At 53.8% G+C, this 17,339-nt stretch carries 13 protein-coding genes; 3 read left to right on the top strand and 10 right to left on the bottom strand.

Features of this window, described 5'->3' with window-relative positions; translation table 11 throughout:
• Positions 1-116 precede the first annotated feature (116 nt).
• From H5P30_RS15215 to H5P30_RS15200, 4 genes are all read right to left on the bottom strand, one after another.
• Positions 117-2,816, bottom strand: coding sequence for a DUF2339 domain-containing protein (locus tag H5P30_RS15215; RefSeq protein ID WP_185693772.1), 2,700 nt, complete (start codon positions 2,814-2,816; stop codon positions 117-119).
• Positions 2,817-2,912: 96 nt separating this feature from the next.
• Complete coding sequence (locus tag H5P30_RS15210; RefSeq protein WP_185693771.1) at positions 2,913-4,571, bottom strand: vWA domain-containing protein; 1,659 nt, start codon at positions 4,569-4,571, stop codon at positions 2,913-2,915.
• Positions 4,572-5,434: 863 nt separating this feature from the next.
• Positions 5,435-8,236, bottom strand: coding sequence for an MSEP-CTERM sorting domain-containing protein (locus tag H5P30_RS15205; RefSeq protein WP_185693770.1), 2,802 nt, complete (start codon positions 8,234-8,236; stop codon positions 5,435-5,437).
• Positions 8,233-8,793, bottom strand: a complete 561-nt coding sequence (locus tag H5P30_RS15200) for an exosortase/archaeosortase family protein (RefSeq protein WP_185693769.1) — start codon at positions 8,791-8,793, stop codon at positions 8,233-8,235. The genes H5P30_RS15205 and H5P30_RS15200 overlap by 4 nt, the downstream gene beginning before the upstream one ends.
• Positions 8,794-8,890: 97 nt before the next feature.
• Here H5P30_RS15200 and H5P30_RS15195 point away from each other — a divergent pair, with 97 nt between their 5' ends.
• Positions 8,891-9,124, top strand: a complete 234-nt coding sequence (locus H5P30_RS15195) for a hypothetical protein (protein WP_185693768.1) — start codon at positions 8,891-8,893, stop codon at positions 9,122-9,124.
• A 176-nt stretch (positions 9,125-9,300) separates the two neighbouring features.
• Here the strand turns inward: H5P30_RS15195 and H5P30_RS15190 are convergent, their stop codons facing one another.
• The gene (locus H5P30_RS15190) at positions 9,301-9,696 is read right to left on the bottom strand and encodes a hypothetical protein (RefSeq protein WP_185693767.1); all 396 of its coding nucleotides are present in this window, start codon (positions 9,694-9,696) and stop codon (positions 9,301-9,303) included.
• The gene (locus H5P30_RS15185; protein WP_185693766.1) at positions 9,693-11,303 is read right to left on the bottom strand and encodes a hypothetical protein; all 1,611 of its coding nucleotides are present in this window, start codon (positions 11,301-11,303) and stop codon (positions 9,693-9,695) included. Before H5P30_RS15185 ends, H5P30_RS15190 begins: the two co-directional genes overlap by 4 nt.
• Before the next feature lie 88 nt (positions 11,304-11,391).
• Between H5P30_RS15185 and H5P30_RS15180 the strand changes: the two genes are divergently transcribed.
• Entirely contained in the window at positions 11,392-12,831 is a 1,440-nt protein-coding gene (locus H5P30_RS15180) for a tetratricopeptide repeat protein (protein ID WP_185693765.1), read from the top strand.
• A 27-nt stretch (positions 12,832-12,858) separates the two neighbouring features.
• On the opposite strand, the gene H5P30_RS15175 is transcribed toward H5P30_RS15180, so the two are convergent.
• On the bottom strand, positions 12,859-13,335 hold the full coding sequence (locus H5P30_RS15175; RefSeq protein WP_221774383.1) for a hypothetical protein: 477 nt from the start codon (positions 13,333-13,335) through the stop codon (positions 12,859-12,861).
• A 170-nt stretch (positions 13,336-13,505) separates the two neighbouring features.
• On the opposite strand from H5P30_RS15175, the gene H5P30_RS15170 reads away from it, so the two are divergent.
• The gene (locus H5P30_RS15170; protein WP_185693764.1) at positions 13,506-13,721 is read left to right on the top strand and encodes a hypothetical protein; all 216 of its coding nucleotides are present in this window, start codon (positions 13,506-13,508) and stop codon (positions 13,719-13,721) included.
• Positions 13,722-13,858: 137 nt separating this feature from the next.
• On the opposite strand, the gene alr is transcribed toward H5P30_RS15170, so the two are convergent.
• The 3 genes from alr to rpoN are packed head-to-tail and all read right to left on the bottom strand — an operon-like array spanning position 13,859 to position 17,111.
• Entirely contained in the window at positions 13,859-14,998 is a 1,140-nt protein-coding gene (gene alr, locus H5P30_RS15165; protein WP_185693763.1) for an alanine racemase, read from the bottom strand.
• The gene (locus H5P30_RS15160; protein ID WP_185693762.1) at positions 14,995-15,666 is read right to left on the bottom strand and encodes a hypothetical protein; all 672 of its coding nucleotides are present in this window, start codon (positions 15,664-15,666) and stop codon (positions 14,995-14,997) included. The genes alr and H5P30_RS15160 overlap by 4 nt, the downstream gene beginning before the upstream one ends.
• Complete coding sequence (gene rpoN, locus H5P30_RS15155; RefSeq protein ID WP_185693761.1) at positions 15,663-17,111, bottom strand: RNA polymerase factor sigma-54; 1,449 nt, start codon at positions 17,109-17,111, stop codon at positions 15,663-15,665. Before rpoN ends, H5P30_RS15160 begins: the two co-directional genes overlap by 4 nt.
• Positions 17,112-17,339: the final 228 nt, after the last annotated feature.

Below are 17,339 nucleotides of genomic sequence, written 5' to 3'. Positions count from 1 at the left end.
AAGTTGGGAAGCTACTCCGCGGCGAGGTGACATTCTCGTTGGGCTCGAGTCTGTAGGCTCGCGTCGGCCGAATGACTCAAGTCAATCGGGAACGATTCTTCGGTTCTCGCATGACTTTAGTCGTGCGATTCTGGCAGGGGAGATGTCGGTTTACGGCTTCGAGCAAAAACGACTTTGTTGTAGAAAAATCCAATTCCCAAGAGAGCCAGTCCAAGGCCAAAGAAGGACAGCACCCGAAAGAGTCCGGTCAGGGCCGCTGTGTCGACGAGAAATACTTTTGCCACTGTGACGACAAGAAGAGTGAGAGAGCCGATATGCAGGGTGCGTAGGTTTTTCCAGAGCCCAAAGCTCTGATAGAGAACGGCCAGGAATAGCCAAGCCGCAGAATAGGCGTACATTTCGGAGTCGGTTTGAACGGAGGAAAAGAGACTCCGGGAACCGTAATAATCCTGAATCAGAAAGGTGGCCCAGGCCCACCCAGTAACCATGGTTGCCACAAGACAGAAGTCTTCGAGCCGGCGTGAGCGTCCATCGCGAAGGGATAACCATGAACCGAAGAGGAAGGCTACCGTTGGGACTCCGAATTGCCAGAACAGCGCGTTCCAGAAAAAGGACTCTCCCGAAGCTCCCGGGGCAAACAAGTGAATGAGGGCGACTCGAAGGCCAATGATTCCAAGCCCGATACCACCGAGAATCCAGCCGGGATGCCACCGATTTCTAAGAGTCAGGAAGAGAATGCTCATTGCGGCAAAAACCGAGGTGAGCATTCCGCCATCCCATTGGACAGCTTCTACGGAGGACTTTGCATCCGATTCGATCCGACTGCAGAGGGCGGTAATGACGAGAGCACCCATGATTCCGAGAAACCATTGGAGAGTACGTTTCCATTCCGGATGCTGGGAAGACTGTGCCTGGCGAAGACTTGTCCAAAAGACTACAAATCCAAAGATCAAACTGAGGATGTTGATCCAAGGAACGACGACCGACCGGCTCGAAGAGACGAAAGGGGCGCCTTCCCAGAAGACTTGGAAGGTGGACGAGAGCGGATCACTCATTGAGACGACCCACGCGATGATTAGACCACTTGCGGCGATTTCGAAGAGTCCCCGATTTCGCCAAGACCAGAGAAGATTTGCGCTGAGAACGAGTCCAGCCAACCAGAAGGAGCGATACGAATCGCCGACATAGATCCAGACGCCAATAGCGGCGAGAAAGAAGGCGATGACGCTAAAGGCCCCAATCTCGTCGCTTCCGGAAGCTCTGCGGGTGCGAAGGATTTCGGCCTGGGTGAGCGCGATCCCCGCCGACAGGAGAAAGGCGATGAGCCAAATCAAAGGGGTTGGAGCGGGGGACTCGTGAAGGATTTCTCGGTTTAAGTAGCAAACGAGGACACAGAGACTGTTGGCGAGAAGCGAAAGAGCTAGCCAGAGGGTGGGCAGATCGGATTTTCGGGAACGAAGGAACGCCGCGATTCCGAAGATGATGGACATTCCAACGGGCCAGCTGAAGTACGGCCAGAACTCGGGATTTCGGTCAACGAGCCCGGCGAGGAGGAGAAAGCCGTAAGCAAATAAGGCAATCCATCCGAATTCCGATTCTCGAATCCAACCCAAGGTCAACGCGCCAAGAGCGATGACGGAGTAGAGAAGAATAGAGGTTGTGCTGAAATCAACGCTCCAAAGAATCCAGAGCCCTTGTGGCAATATGCCCGCCCATACGATCCATCGAGCGGTTCTGGAGAATGGGGAATGAAAAAAGTCTGAAGGATTGCGGTGAGCGAGAGCCGACCACGCTGCATTGGTCAGCCCGATTCCGAAGAGGAAAAGAAGGAGTTCGTTTCCAAATTCGGAGGGACTTGAAAAGGGAGAGAGCAGAAGAACGAGAGTCCAACCGAAGGCTCCTGCGAACGAGGTGACGAGAAGGATCGCTGATTTTCGAAGAAAAGCGAGAGCCTGTGCCCCGAGGAATACTATGAATACGTAGGAAAGAAGGAGAATGGTGGAAGAAGAGTCCCCAGCCATGAGAAAAGGAGTGAGGAACCCTCCGACGAGCCCCATCAGGGCTATGGCAACGCCCAGCCTCAGTGAAAGGCATACTGCGAGAACCGTAATCGCAATCATGGCGACAAATCCGGACGTGTTGGAAAGAAACCCGTAGAGGTGCACCGATGCATACGACGCGAAATAGAGACATGCGACTCCCGCTCCCCCGAGAGCTTGTCCGATCCTGCGGTTGGATCGAATCGAGACCCGGCGATCGACCCAGAGCCCACTCGCGCAGAAGACGACGCCAAATCCGGTGGTCAACCAAAGCCGAACCGCAGGAGTCATCCATCCCGATTCGATCGAATACCGAATCATGAAAAAGCCAGCCATCAGGAGAGCGATTCCCCCAACCCAAACGGACAGCCGGCCAAACCAATCGGTATTTTCATTTTCGTCAGATGGGGCGGTTTCCGCTGTTGAATGGGAAGGGGATTCTTTCCTTACCGTTTGAGGTTCTCGAGATGTGGAAAGAGGTTCGGCTCTTGTCTCGGTCGAGGAAGAAGGGGAACTCGTATAGCGGTAGGGTTTATTCTTCGGTGTTTCCGTTGTTTTCGAGGATACCGTTTCAGAAATTGAATGAACCTTTTGAGTCGATGCCGGGTCTGCAGTTGGAGGCGGAATGTTCTGAACTTCCCGGTCCAAGCGTTTTAGGATCTGGTGCAGCCGACGGTTTTCCTCCTTCAGCGCATTGATCCTCGCGAGGTTGATCCAGGGAACGACCAGAGTGATGAGGATCCCTAGTGCGATCAGAACCAAGACGGACTCAAACATACCTGGAAATCAATCGTGAAGAGAACTGGAGAGCAATCGCTGAGGCGGGAGAAGGAATTTCGGGACGAGGCTCGGTGACTTCGGAGGAAAATGGCCCTATTCGGACGGTGAGGCTTTCGAGTCTTCTTGTTGAGAGAGGTGCTTACTTTTCTCGACCAGTCCGCTCCATTCTGAGCGAAGAGAGGTTGTCTTTGGAGAAGATAGCTGATCGTCCGCGACCTCTTCGACGATGGACCAGTCGTCGACATCGGTGAATTCGGAGCCCCGAAGCAGCATCCCCCAAGTGGCGAGAGCTGCGGTGAGACGATAATCTTCTCCCATGGACGAGAAATCGATCTCGGGTGGAAGGATTGCCGGAATTTCCATTCGATTACTATTGTCCTCCTTGGGCCATTTATAGCGGAGTTTTACCGTGGCGACTTCTTGTCCGGTCCAGTTTTCGGAGCCCATCGTATCTTCGGTTGCTGTAGACGTCTGATACTTGAGGTCATCGACTTCGGGCAATTTGATGTCGGCGCTCGGAAGGGCGATCTCGTAGAGAGCCGTGACCGTCTGCCCTGTACCAAGTTCACCAGCATCTTTTGTGTCGTCATTAAAGTCTTCGGCATTAAGGAGACGATTTTCGTAGCCGATGAGGCGATACGCTTTGACGACCGCGGGGTTGAACTCGACTTGAATCTTCACGTCTTTCGCGATTGTGATCATGCTGCCGCTGGCGGCTTGGAGAAACAGACGCCTCGCTTCCTGAGGACCATCAATATAGGCGTAGTTTCCGTCGGCTGCATTGGTCAGGGCTTCGAGCATATCGTCTTTGTAGTTGCCCATGCCAAAACCCAGAATCGTGAGATAGATGTCTTCATCGGCATAGCCTTCGGCTTTCTCGACGAGACTGCCTTTGTCGGTGGTCCCGATATTGAAATCTCCGTCGGTGCAAAGGATCACCCGGTTGACCCCATCTTCGATGAAGTTTTCCTGTGCAATCTGATAGGCTAGGTCGATTCCAGCGCCCGCGTTCGTGGAGCCTCCAGCTTGAAGGTTGTCGAGTGCGTGAAGAATCGTCTTGGTGTTGTTGGCGGTGGTCGAAGGAAGAATGAGTCCGCTGGCTCCGGCGTAGACGACGACGGCTACGCGGTCATTCTCGTTGAGTCGATTGACGAGAAGCTGTAGCGACTCTTTCACCAAAGGTAGTTTGTTCTGAGCGCTCATGGATCCCGAGACATCGAGGAGAAAGACAAGGTTGGCTGGCGGACGTTGGTCCCAATCAATCTCAAACCCTTTCAGGGCGATGCGCAGAAGACGATTCTCCAGATTCCACGGTGCTGGACCGACCTCGGTTTCGATGGCTACTGGGTGCTCCAGGAATTCAGGCAAATTATCGGGAGTGATCTTTTCCGGGATATCGGTGATCGCCTGAGGTTCTGGATAGTCGTAGGGAAAATAGTTGATCAACTCCTCAATCCGAATTGCGTCTGCGGGAGGCGTCTGATCCTGAAGAATCATGCGCCGGAGGTTCGAGTAGCTCGCGGTGTCGACATCAATGGAAAAAGTGGACAAAGGGGCCACACGCGGTGAGCGAAACGAGTTCTCCACAATTTGATCGTAGCTCTCGGTATTAAAGTCCTGACGATAGCCTCCAGGGATTGACGCTGCGGTGGGTGGTGGCGGAGGTGGCTGAGTCGCATTATGAAATCGATAGTATGTCCGAGAGCCAGCTGGAGCGGCGAAAGGATCGTCCATCGATGCTCCGAGAGTCATGTTTTCAGATGAAGGAGATTGATTGGATAATCCTCCTGTCTGAGCTGTCGGCTGGAACTCGATTACTCCTTGAATAATTTCCCAAGAGTAACCTGTTTGTTGTGAGATAATATCGAGAAGGCGAATCACAGCTAGATTTCGCACCGAGAAATTTACCTTTTTATTGGGGCCAGCGCTCGAGCAGATGATTGGGATAGATAATCCGCTCGCCAGTTCCTGGTTGATCATCTTCTGAAGTGATCGCAGGGCGGTCTCTATCGGGACACCAGAAAATTCAACCTTAGTGAGGACTGTATTCTCCAATAATGTCTGAACCTGTTCGTCGGAAAGGGTCGCAGACCTTCGCTCGCTCGTCACAGTGGAACTATGGGACTCCTGTGATTGGTCTTCGGACCGTAGTAGCGAAAAGGGAAATGATAGCAGGAGCAGAAGGGACAGAATTGTTTTCATGGGGCAGGGTGTAGGGGCATTTGCGGGTTGCTCTACATTCAGTGAGGCAAGGATCCCTTGAGATCGCAATCCTTCTTCACAGGGAATCAGGACTATGAGGGATCCTTTTCTTTTGATGCACAAGCACTGATGGATCTCGTCTAGGATCGTCTGGCAGGTAGCAGCAACTGCGGCAATTAGGCAGTTGCTTTTCAGGAGAGCTCTTCCGCTCTCGCATGACTTTAGTCGTGCGATTCTTGCAGAGGAGATGTCCCGGCGCGACATTCGGAGACCTTGTCCGCTCCGCTAAACCTATCGCTGTTTGAATGCATTGGGCCATTTCGGTCGAATGACTGCTTTCGACGAGCTCATACCGGGAAAGTCAATCGGGAGCGTTTTTCACGAGACCCTTGCAGTCGAGGAGCATCCTCCGTTCATTCTTTTCGGTGTCTTCGCACCAGCATCCAGATGGTGAAGCCGATTACAGGTAAGGTGGTCGGTTCGGGAGTTTCGGAGAAGGATAGACCGGAGTGTCCATCTTGGCCGATCTTCTCCAACCGTTTCAGAAATTCTTCCTGGGCGGAGTTTTCCAAGGCAATGAGGGCGGTCTCGGGAAGGAGGACCGAGAATTTCTTGGAGAGGCTAATCAGGTTTTCTCGAACGTCCTCGTGGAGGGCCGGGTTGTATCGGGAATAGGCCTCGGTGAGGTAGGCTCGCAAGGCAGGATCGGGAACTCGTGTTATTTGGAGGAGACTGGTGGAAATCTCTTCGAATTGGCGATCCGTGTTGAGTATTTCTGGAGTTCCACTGGTCTCGAACAAGAAAGCCCACCGGGCGGTGTCGTTCTTTAGCTCGGCAGGAACAACGCCCGTTTGATCCTTACGTCGGAAGATCGAAACTTTTTTGTCGGCGGCGGGAATTTCTTCTTTCTGGTCGAGAATCCATTGCGGCGTCGCGCCGAGGTAAGGATCCACGAACTGGGTAATTCGCGTGAACTCGGTATAGTAGCTCGGCCAGCCAATGGGAACGATGACCGGATAGCTTTCGGGGACTTTACCGTTCTGAAGAGCTTGGCGCCATTGGTGGATAATTGCCAATTGCACGTGGCCTTTGCTGCGGCCTCCAGATTGCGGTCGAATGAGTTCGCTAAGATCGGTTTCTGCGAGCAATGCAGGCGTGTTTTTCTGAGGTAAGTCGGGCAGCTGGTGGATTCCGTCGCGGATGATCCACCACCGCAGGGATGCGTCAATCGGGATCCTTTTTAATGTGGTGATCAGTTCATTTTGAAATGCCCCGATGTCGGCAGCGGCGGTGGATCGGTCCAGGAACAGGTTGTACACCGGACGCAGGGTGTGTTGAGGGAGGTATAGGTTGGCGGGGATGAGGAGATTGGAACCTAGTTGGAGGATCGAGTCCTGCTCCATATGAGTCTCCAAAAGGGTATCTTTCATTCCGAGGGTTATTGGAAGATTTGCGGCGCTGCGCAAATTGATGCGCAGTTGGCGTGGGGATCCTCGGTCAACGGGGAATACTTCGATTTCTACTTGCCCTGGGCGATCGAGAGTGACGAGAAGAGGGTCGCGAATGCGTTCGGAGGCTATCGTTCGGTAGATCCATTCCGCACTGCGCCTTTCGCGGATGTCCGCAGGTTTCCACGAGTCGCCGATCAGTAGCTCGGCTCCGGCTACCCACACTCCGGGAGGAATCTTAAAGTCCTGACGAAAGCCAGTGCGTGAATCTCTGGACTGATTGATAACCTCCATGGAGAGAGTTGCATGGCTTGGGGAAGATGAGGAAAGTTCAGCATCTGCCATCTCTGCGAGAACGGATGCAGGGCGCATCCTTCTCTGTAAGTTTGGCCCTCTTTCGCGCATCCCCCAGAATCCGGCCCGAAAATCGTGATCCTCGGTTTCTGCCAGTCCGAAGGTGGTCTCGAGTTGAGTCAAAGAGGAGTCGGGGAGCGTCATTCCCTGGAGGACGATCGCTCGGTAGAGAGGCGATAGAATAGGATATTGGATACCGCGGCTTTGTCGTTTCACCGCCCGGATTACCCTCTCGACCTGCTTCGGACTGGGCGGGGTCTCTAGTGAGGCTGGATCAGGAGAGAGCGAGTAGTCTAGCGCTTCCAGAATCGCGGCCCGGTCCCGCAGCATCCCCAACAAGAAGATCGAAGGAAGTACCGCAACGCCCAGGATGATGAGAGTGGCAACATTTCGGCGGGTGGGGAGGACGCGTGAAAGGGAAACGATCTTCCCGAGGTGGAGAATGGAAAGCAGGACAGGAGTCAGGATGAGGAATCCGGATCCGACTACGATCATCGCCAAGGCCGAAAGGGGATAGAATGGTAGAAAGGCGCAGAAGAAGTAGAGGGAAAAGGGAAGAACAGCGGCCGTGGCCCAGAGCTGGATCTTTTTTTGCCATGGTCTATTCAATACAGGGATGGCGAGGATCATCGCATTGATTAGCGTAAGCCAATATACGGTTGGATTTTGGTAGTCCTGAGGAAAGGGAATTGTGCGGTTGAGGACCAGTCCTGCAATCGGCATCACCAGCGAGATCAACAGGGTCAGAGCGATGGACTTTGGCCGGTTTTGTTCGTTGAAAACTGCGCGCATCAGGGAGAAGGCGACGAGGAAAACGCCGAAGGCGAGGACCACCGTAATTACCGCCACCACAGAGACAAAGAGGGTGAAAAGGATGTCTGTACTCTCGAAAAGGTCGGAGAGAATTTGAACAAGAAGCCAAAGGACGCTAACTGGAGCGACGACCAAAAGAGTGCCAGATAGAAGGGTCGAGAATCCTCCTGACTGGGTGATGCGGCAACAAATTTTGGCAAAGCCCAGGAGACTGGCGAGAACCTGGCAGGCCCAAAGATTGAAGACCAGATTGCCGGGATGGAGAATCCAAGTGTCAACGTTGTCCGGAATGGCTCCTTCGGCCCCAATCGATCCATAGAGAATGTAGGCCGTTGGAAGGAGAATGCAGAGAAGACTGGATGCGAGTTCTGTGCGCGGATGGCGTGCGAGGGCCCAAATCGCGATCCCAGTCAGAATGGAGACTCCATTTATCGTCAAGACGATGACCCAATACGTCTGCTCCTTCCCAGCCAGCTCGTCGGCGATGAGTCCATAGTCCCGCAGGTTTAGAAGAAGTTGTACGATCTGCGCTATTGTCCACCAGACCCCTGCGAGCCAGGGACGTTCCAAGAAGTTTGGGAGGTTTTTGGAGGAGCTCATGATAGGGAGTCGGGTAGAGAGGTTGAATCTGAGAGAACTTCGGTCGCTTCCGGTTTTTCAGGGCGTTTTCGCTCAAAGTGCCGACTCAGAAGGAATTGGGCGAGAATCGCCGCAGGGAGGTAGACGATCGCCCCCGCAAGTTCGTGTCCTGGTGTCAGGTAACGGGGATTGAAGAAAGCTTCGAGGGGTGGAAGAATCAAGGTCCAGAACACGATCCGCGCGACGTTGCTGGCGACGGCATAGAGGTAAATATAGGGTAGAATCTGGATCAATCTTCTCGGGGTGGGCGCAACCAGAGCCGCCATGGCGACCAATAGTCCGAAGAATACGATTCCGCTACAGGCCTGGCTCACCAGAAATTGGGTCCCGGTGCTAGTGAACTGGACGCCCCCGGAGACGAGCTCGGGGACCGTTCCGACTGTCCAAGAGGCGAGGTATCCTACGGGGAAGATGAAAAAATCGGTCAATAAGGGGAATGATCCCCGACTCAAAGCCAAGGCGCTCACCAAGCAGAGGAGAGCAATCAGTTTCCGATTCGCCGCGAAGGATCTTTTCATCGTTCCATCCTAGCAGGCGAATGTGGAGGTTTTATGGAGAATTGATGGAAACGAAGATAAAAAGGACTTATACCGAATTTAGGAAGTTTTGACAGTTATGGCGGGATGGGAAATGAGCCTGAGCAGCGTTAGCCCAAATGGCACGGGTCGCAGACCCGCCTCCAATTGGGCCGCCTCGCTCAGACTCATTTCCCGCCCGTCCCAAGGGGATGCGACCAGAATCGAAGGTCGCGGCGTTGCAGGGATTGGAGCGTATCTCGATACGAACCCGATCCCTGCGCCTTGCGCTGCTTCGATTCTGCGCTGCACCATAACAGTCAAACCTTACTAAATTCGGTATTAGAGGATCGACTGAACTGGGTGATCGCAGAACCCGGTAGCACTAACCAATTTTGTCAGTTGGGCACCATTTCCGTTCTCGCATGACTTTAGTCGTGAGATTTAGCGGGGAGTCCAAAGGCTCCCGTTAGAGACTTTACCCGGTTTCGACGCCGAAACCTTTCGGAATTACTTTTGCTCTGGATCGACGCGCGTCCAAGGCTGGGAGAGGAACTTGGTTCGGCGAACGAGGGGGTCTTCGATTTTGCCAAAGACGAGGGTATCTCCTTTGATGGAGTACATGTAGGTGCCGGGGGCAGGGTTGGAGGATGTGGCGTCCGTTCCGCTCTCGTTGATGAAGATGATTTCGGATCCTTCGATATGGGTGATTCCCTTCACTTCGACGCCGTCGGCGGCAGCGAGGTTGGCATGAAAGGTATCTCCAGGACCAAATACCAAATCAGCTTGGGTCTTTCCGTCCTTCTTCTGCTCCCATTCGCCCGTAAGGGATGGGGATTGGATCGTACTGCAGCCGGAGAGAATTACGGTTATTGCGAGGAAGGAGAGGAGGGTATAGGTTTTCATGACTTAATGGTCGTGGGTTTGATCGGTTCGGGTGACGTGACTTTGAGGGGGGGCGTGGGGACATCTCCATTGAAAGCAATCGCCTGGACAATGTGGCGGTACTCTTCCCGGTCCAGGAGGGTGAGAGCGTGATGGAGGCGCACGTAATAGAGTTTCTGGGAGATGGCCTTTTGAGTGCCGAGAATTTCATCGATGGCTTGCTCCCGCCGCTCACGGAATTGGTTGAGGTTGAGGTGCCAGGCGGTTCGAAGGGTTCGGATCTCTTCTCGTGACCGCTGTGCTGGGGCTGCGAATGACTCCAACTCCGTCATATCTGCCTTAACTTCATCGCGGTACCGGACGAATCTTGCCGGAGCCTCCTGTCCATCGAGGATGGATTCGATGTCGTCGATGAACCCCGGGCGGATGATTTCGGCAACGTATTCGGGGTCGTAGGACAGCCGTAATGCGAATGCGCGGATGAGAGGATGCATCTTCATCCGGTCGATCATGGCGAGGGCATCGTCCTGATCCTTTCCGAGGACCCGTTGGAGAACTTGTTGGCCCTGGCTGCGGAGAGATTCCGGAAGTTCAGGGAATTGGCGGTGATAGTCGTTGTCCGCGTCTCCGGGGCGCAGAAAGCTGGAAGCGGTAATCAGGGCGTCGGGAAATGCGGCATCGACCTCTAAAAACGAGCGTCCGGATTGAACCATGACCTCCCGACAAATTCCCGCCCGCCAGAGTTTCTCTTCCATGGCATCGAAAAGATTGGTGATGTGAAACAGGATGTCTGAGTGGCGGGTGAATCGGGAGGGACGCAGGTAACGGGGGAGAGACCGCTTCCCGCTTTTTACATCCTTCAGCGCCTCCCTGAGGACCGGATGACCTTGAAACTGTTCGTCGATCTTCGTGTCCGAGGTGTGGAAGGGAGCTCCGTCGAGATAGTCGAGCAGAAGGGAGAAGTCGTAACCGGTCACCGCACGGGTAGCGGTTTCCGAAAGCGGGGCCGCGAGTCCGGAGTGGGCAGTAATGAGGAAACCGGATCGGGAGGCCTCGACTCCGTTGCTCAATGGGTGTTGCCTGACGAGTCCGTCGACGAGGTCCGATCCTTGGGTGGCCCCGAGCCAATGAAGGGTTTCGGGGGACAAATCGTCGAGGTGTGAGGTGATCTCGTTCTGACGTTCCTGAATGGCCCTTTCCTCGATATCCCGGGCTTCGGGATCGTGAATTAAGGCGGATTCGTGCCGAAAGACGCGCTCTTCCAGAGAATCGAGTAAGACCGGGAGCCGTTCTTTGCGGTAGAGCTCCAGCTGGTCGAATCCCCGGGCTTCGGCGGTGGTTAGCCTTTTCTTGGAAAAGAAGATGGGGAAGAATTTGAGAGCAAATCCGATCGCGACCAGCAGAAAGGCTACAAGCATCGGGGTGAAGGGCAACGCACTCTTGCCGCCTCCGAGGGCCTTGTTCCCAACGATCATCGTTAAGGTTAGTGCAAGTGCCGGCAGAAGGGTGCGTATGCCGTAGCGGATCAGATAAGTTCCGGCGAGAACGCAGATATCCTTCGGCTGAATCACACGCCGAGCGCAAATGACGGAGGAGCGGAGTCCCGGGCTCTCTTTAATCTTAACCATTTAAGTCGTAAGCAGATGAATGGTTTCACAGGAGGATAAGGGAAGCAGCAAGAGGAAAACTCCAGCAAGATATCTATCGCAAATTCAAATGGATCAATCGGAGTTCGAAATTAAATTCTCTTGTCCTAGCTTTGCTCTAATAATAGAAAGCTATCGAATGAATCGTTACCTACTCCTCTCATTTGCGGCGGTTGCCTCGATTGTATCTCTACTCGTTGCCTGTGCAGAAGGTAGTTCTGCCGAACCGAATCCTATCACGGTTTTTGAGATTCAGGAGATGACTGATGGGATTCTCTCATTAATGCGAGAGAAAGAATACGAAGAGGTTCAAGCCATCATTTCTCCCTACAAAGAGGAGAGGCTGAATACGCGAGATGGTTTTTCAGCCTATGATTTATTTGTGTTTACCTTGGCCAGTCGTAGAGAAATGGGAGCACTTTTAGAGCATTGGATTGCGGCAAACCCAAAGACCTCAATTCCCTATACTCTCTACGGGGAGTGGGCAACAAAAGAGGCGTGGCGTTTTCGCGGTGGCAGTTGGGCTAGCCAAGTTACCGATGATGGATGGGATGGGTTTGAAACCTATTTGCAAAAAGCAAAGGATCGCTTGTTGATGGCCTACAAGATTGATCCGACGGATTATGTTGCCTGTTCGGAGATGATCACAGTTTCGATGGGCTTATCCGACAGAGAAGGAGTGGATCTCTGGTTCGATCGAGCTGTATCGATTGATCCCTTGTATTTTTCACCCTATGCAAAGAAGGCCTATGCACTTTATCCCAGATGGCTTGGTTCTTCTTGGGAGGTTTTCAGTTTTATCCAAGAGTATGCAGGTCTCGACCCTCGATTTGGCCAAATTGAAAGCGCTTGGTATGAAGCTGATTTTGAGGAAGAGGTAGAAGATCCAAACTCCGAAAAAGGAAAGCGTTGCCAACAAATCATCGAAGAATACCGGAAGGAATACCCGGATTCGGCCTTAGCTATGAGACTTCAGGCAGAATTGTATTGGCTGCAGGGAATGCAATCTGAGGCGTTAGAGTGGGCGAAGATGGCCGCAGAACAAGATCCGAGATCTCAGAATCTCTACCGGTACAGTCTATACCTATACAAAACGAATCGAGACCGAAAGGCGCTTGAATTGGCTGAGCGAGCTTTCGAATTGAATCCGGACAATGAAGATATTTCCACTCTCATCGGAAGGATAAACCACTACGGATTTGGAAATTACCGAGAAGCCATTGATGCTTATTCGCGGGCAATTGATCTTAAAAATGGGTTGAGGGTAACGACGCGAAAACGTGCGGATTGTTACTACTATATTGGAGAATATGAGAAAGCAGTAGCAGACTACCAGGCTTCGATCAACTATCGTCCCGATTATGCAAAGGCTCACAGGGGATTAGGCTGCGCCTACTACCGGATGGGAAATATCTTAGACGCCCAGAGAGCTTTTTCCACGGCAATGTATTTCGATCCGTCCGAGAGTGAGGAAATTAGTCAGTTCTTGGATCAGTTTGGAAATCTTTGATTCGGCATTTTTGCCGTCCTTGAATCTTTAGCGAAACTTCTTCCCGAGGATCGGAATTTCCTTTCGATGGAGGAAGATGACCACGAGTGAAGAAACAAAAACGGTGACGGCGAGGGCGAAAAGTGAGCCGTGGTCCGATTGACCGTCGATGGTCAGGACGATGCCGAGGACGGTTAGGTGTGCGACCAGGGCTCCGGAGATTACTCCGAGTGAGAGGATTGCTCCATAGATCACGGTTCTGGGAATCAGGATCATGATTCCCGCAAAGAGTTCCATGGTCCCCGAAAGATAGCGTCCCCAGGGTTCCGCATCCAGTTTTGTGAAAATGTAAACACTCTCTGGGGCTCCGGTGAATTTGAAGTAGAGGGTTTGCAGGAGAATGATGGCGGCTAACAGTTGGAAAACGTAGCTCACAATCCAAATTCCCGCTGAGTAGTGTTTTGCAGCAGTTTCGAGCATGATTTTGAAATCATCCGGCGGACCGGAGGATCGGGCAAGCTTCATTGTGCGGCAGAAAGAGCGGCATCTTCTCTGGGATAGGAGATCGGTGGATTTTGGGTGTGTGGAGGTCGAGACATGGGAGCTCGCGCTACTGGGGCAGTTCGTCTCAGTGGACGGGAGTAGGGTCAAAATACGAGTTGTCCTAATTCGCGGGATCGTCATTCTCCTTCATCATGAAGATAGTTTCGGCTCTTGGTTTGGCGTTCCTGTTCGGTCTCGTCGGTTGCGTGCAGTTTCAGGATAATATGGAATCGGATGATTATGATTCGAGTATCTCCGGTCTGAGCAAGAATGAGGAGCAACAGGTCAATGACTTTGAAGCCGCTGGCCAGTTGAATTCTTACGAGGCCAAGGAAATGGACGAATCGATTTCCGGTTCGGATATGTAGGTTCAGGAAAGAGGCGAAGAGGGTCTCTCACCGGGCTACAGCAAGTTGATCAGAAGGATAACTCCCAAAAGAAGGGCGAGGCCGATCAAGGCGAGCCGATCCCTGGGAGTCGTCGAAAGCATCGGGTTAATCCAGGGTTATTTGCGAGCCGTCGAATAAAGACGGGGCACGCGCTTGGTCACGCTGCAGAAAACCTCCCAAGGAATCGAGTCGGTCCATCGACTAAACTCGCTGACCGTGATTTCGGACGATTCCGATCGGCCGATGATCACCGCCTTTTCCCCGACTTCGAGGTTTTCAACTTTCGTGACGTCGACGACGGTCTGGTCCATCGTCACGCGGCCGAGAATCGGACAGCGTTGACCGCGGATCAGGACTTCGCCGCGATTGCTCGCCGCGGTTGGGATCCCGTCCCCGTATCCCGCCGTTAAGATGGCGGTCCGTATGCGTTCCTTGGTGACATAGGTCCGCCCATAACTGACCGGAGTTCCGGCCGGGAGAGACTTGATTAGGCCGACTCGGGTAAAAAACCGGAATACGGGTTCAATGGAAACCGAGTGAAAAACAGAGGACGGGTATTGGGTGACTCCGAATTGCAACAATCCGACGCGGACGGCGTTGAAGGGGTTGTTGCGGTCGAACGCTTCGGTGCCCGCGCTATTGTCGGCGTGGATGAGGAGGTCGTTCCTGTCTTCGAGTCCGGCCGCCCGTACCGCCTGCACAAACCGTGCTCTTTGCTCGCGAGTAAATTCGGGAGACTCGACGGCATCGGAGTAGTGGGTGTAAATTCCCCGAAGGCGAAGATTTTCAGACGAAGCGATTGTTTGAAAGACGCGAGTGGCTTCCTCATGCCAGACTCCGAGTCGACCCATGCCAGTATCGATTTTGACGTGGACGTCGAGCGTTTGGCCGAGGTTGCCGGCGGATTCGCTGAACCGGATGGCTTCCTCGCAGGAGGAGACGGTGGCGACGAGGCCGAGCTGGATCAGCGCATTTTCCTCCTCGGGAAGAACCGGTCCGAGGACGAGGATCGGCCAGCCCCGGGCGATTTCGAGGAGGCGGGCGCCTTCCTCTACATTGGCGACGGCAAATGCGTCTGCATTAGCCTGCATGAGCCGGGAGGCTGTCTGGTGGACGCCGTGGCCGTAGGCGTCGGCCTTGACGACGGCGACGTAGCGGACGCCTTGCGGTAGGTTGTCGCGAATGCGGCCGAGATTTCGTTCGAGGGCACCGAGGTCGATTTCAACCCAGCACCGATGCTGGTTGCTGTAGCTCATTGGGCGGGGAGAGTGGGGGTCCACTTTTTGTATTCAGTGGTGCCGGATTGCAGGGGTTCGATTGTGTTCGTCTCGACAAGAAAGCCCGGTTCACCGATGTGATGTGCGAGTGTCTCAATCTTGGGAAGGGATAGGGTCTGGCTGCCAGCCGGAGGGATCGCGCGGAGTCGTTCTCCGAGGACATATGCCGGGAGATCGATGTCAGCGGCGGGATCGCCTTCGACCACTTCGAGGGCGGATTCGGTCGCTGGATGGTTCTCCACCCGAAGAACGTTCCAGGCGTTGGTTCGCCAGGGGCTGATGAGGAGAAAGGGTTGATCCGTAATCGTTCGCTGGATCTCCCTGGCCGTCCAGACGAGCCCGGAATAACGGTATTTGGAAATTGAATTCGCGTGATTCGAAATTTCCCAGGTGGCCAGAAGCATCGCCAAGGAGCGTAGCCCCAGCAGGGATCCAGGGCCGCCGCTGTAAATCCAGGTGTGGAGGTCTGCGGGCTTGGTCTTTGTGCGGGCCAGAATTGCGCGAAGGGCTGGCGCGAGATTTTCGACGGAATTGCCTTCGACCGTTTCGGAGTCGATCCATTCTCGCCCCTGAAGAATCGCCGCATCGACACGGCGGCCTTCGGCGTTGACGACGAGGCGAAGCGAATCTCCGTCTCCCGGGTTCACTGGTAGGCGCGGCGAAGGTTGGTCGGGAGGATCCCGAGTTCGTCCCGGTATTTAGCGACGGTGCGGCGCGCAATCTTGAATCCCTTTTCCTTTAGGATCTCGACGATCGCCTGGTCGCTATAAGGTTTGGCAGAGTCTTCTCCTTCCACAATTTGCTGAATGGTATCCTTGATACTCCGGTTGGAGACAGATTGCCCGTCCTCGGTCAGATAGCCGGCGGTGAAGAAATACTTGAGTTCGAATATCCCATGGGGCGTATCGATGTATTTATTGGCGATAGCCCGCGAAACGGTGGTCTCGTGGACGCCAATGATTTCGGCGACTTGATTCATGGTCAGCGGTCGCAGTTTGGAAACGCCGTCCTCAAAGAAAGGTTTTTGCAGTTCGAGGAGTTGCCAAGCGATGCGTTCGACGGTCTGTTGCCGTTGCTCGATTGAGTTCATCAGGAATCGCCCGGAGCGGATTTTCTCACGCAGGTATTCCTTCTCCTTGCGGGGGAGTTTGCCTTGGGCGATGAGATCCTTGTAGACCCGGCTGATCCGGAGTCGAGGGATGTAGTCGTTGTTGAGGATGATGTGCCACTCCTCCTCTTCGTCCTTAAAAATCTTTACGTCTGGTACGATGACCCGGTTGTTATCCTCCGCAAAGCGGCGGCCGGGAGCGGGGTCGAGGTTGGCAATCTCTCCGAGAGCGCGATGAATGGTGTCTGCGTCGACTCCGAATTTGCGGGCAAGCTCGGGGATGCGGCGACGGAGGAGAAGGGCGTATTCCTCCCGCAGAATGCGGGCGGCAAGACTCTTTTCTTTGCCGGAAAGTTCCAGCTGCACGAGGAGGCATTCCTGGCGATCAACGGCACCGATCCCGACCGGATCGAAGGTCAGGAGGAGTTCGCGGGCCTTCTTGACCTTGTTCAGCGGTAGGTCTCCGAGGAGGGCGATGTTCTCGACGTCCTCATTGAGGAATCCTTCACGATCGAGGCTGCCGATCAAGTATTCCAAGGATTTCCGGTCCAAGGCATCCATTTCGGAAAGATCGGCCTGAGAAAGGAGATGCTCTTGCAGAGAGACTTCTCCGACAAAGGAATCGAAGAAGTGCTTGCGGCGCTCTTCCTCGTCGGAGCTCGGAGTCCGGACTGCGTAATCGCTGCCGATGTCGTCGCGCCAGTCTTCGTCCATCCGGTTGAGGAGCTCGTAGTCCTCTTTTTCAAAGTCCATCTCCCCGTCGGGTTCACTTTCGTTGGAATCCGGGGCCTCGCCCGTGTCGTCCAGGCTGACTCCCTCCATTGGGAGCTCCTCCAGAGTAGGATTAATCTGCAATTCTTCCAGAATCGAGGAACGCAGTTCCATCGCCGGTGCCTGAAGAATCTTCAGCGACTGACGTAGCTGCGGAGCGAGAACCAGGGACTGGGTCTGCTTCTGTAATTGCTGGAATCCTTGTTCGGGCACGGTATGATCCTTGCTAACCGATTAGATTCCCGACTGCAAGCGGTTCTGGAAGATTGTTGTTAAAAAGGCCCAGAAAATGCTTTAATCAAGATGATGTGTGTTTTGGCCGGAGCAATTGCCACCGGATCGAAGCATGCTCGGTCACTCCGGGGAATCTTTTCATAGATTTCGAGGATCCGCAGTAACTGGCATCGGATGGCCACGGTACACCAACCTCCTGCTCGAGCA

Origin of the sequence: Puniceicoccus vermicola (genome assembly GCF_014230055.1) — a bacterium.
GTDB lineage: Bacteria > Verrucomicrobiota > Verrucomicrobiia > Opitutales > Puniceicoccaceae > Puniceicoccus > Puniceicoccus vermicola.
Note: the sequence above shows the minus strand (reverse complement) of the source record. Positions and strands in the feature narration are given on the sequence as shown.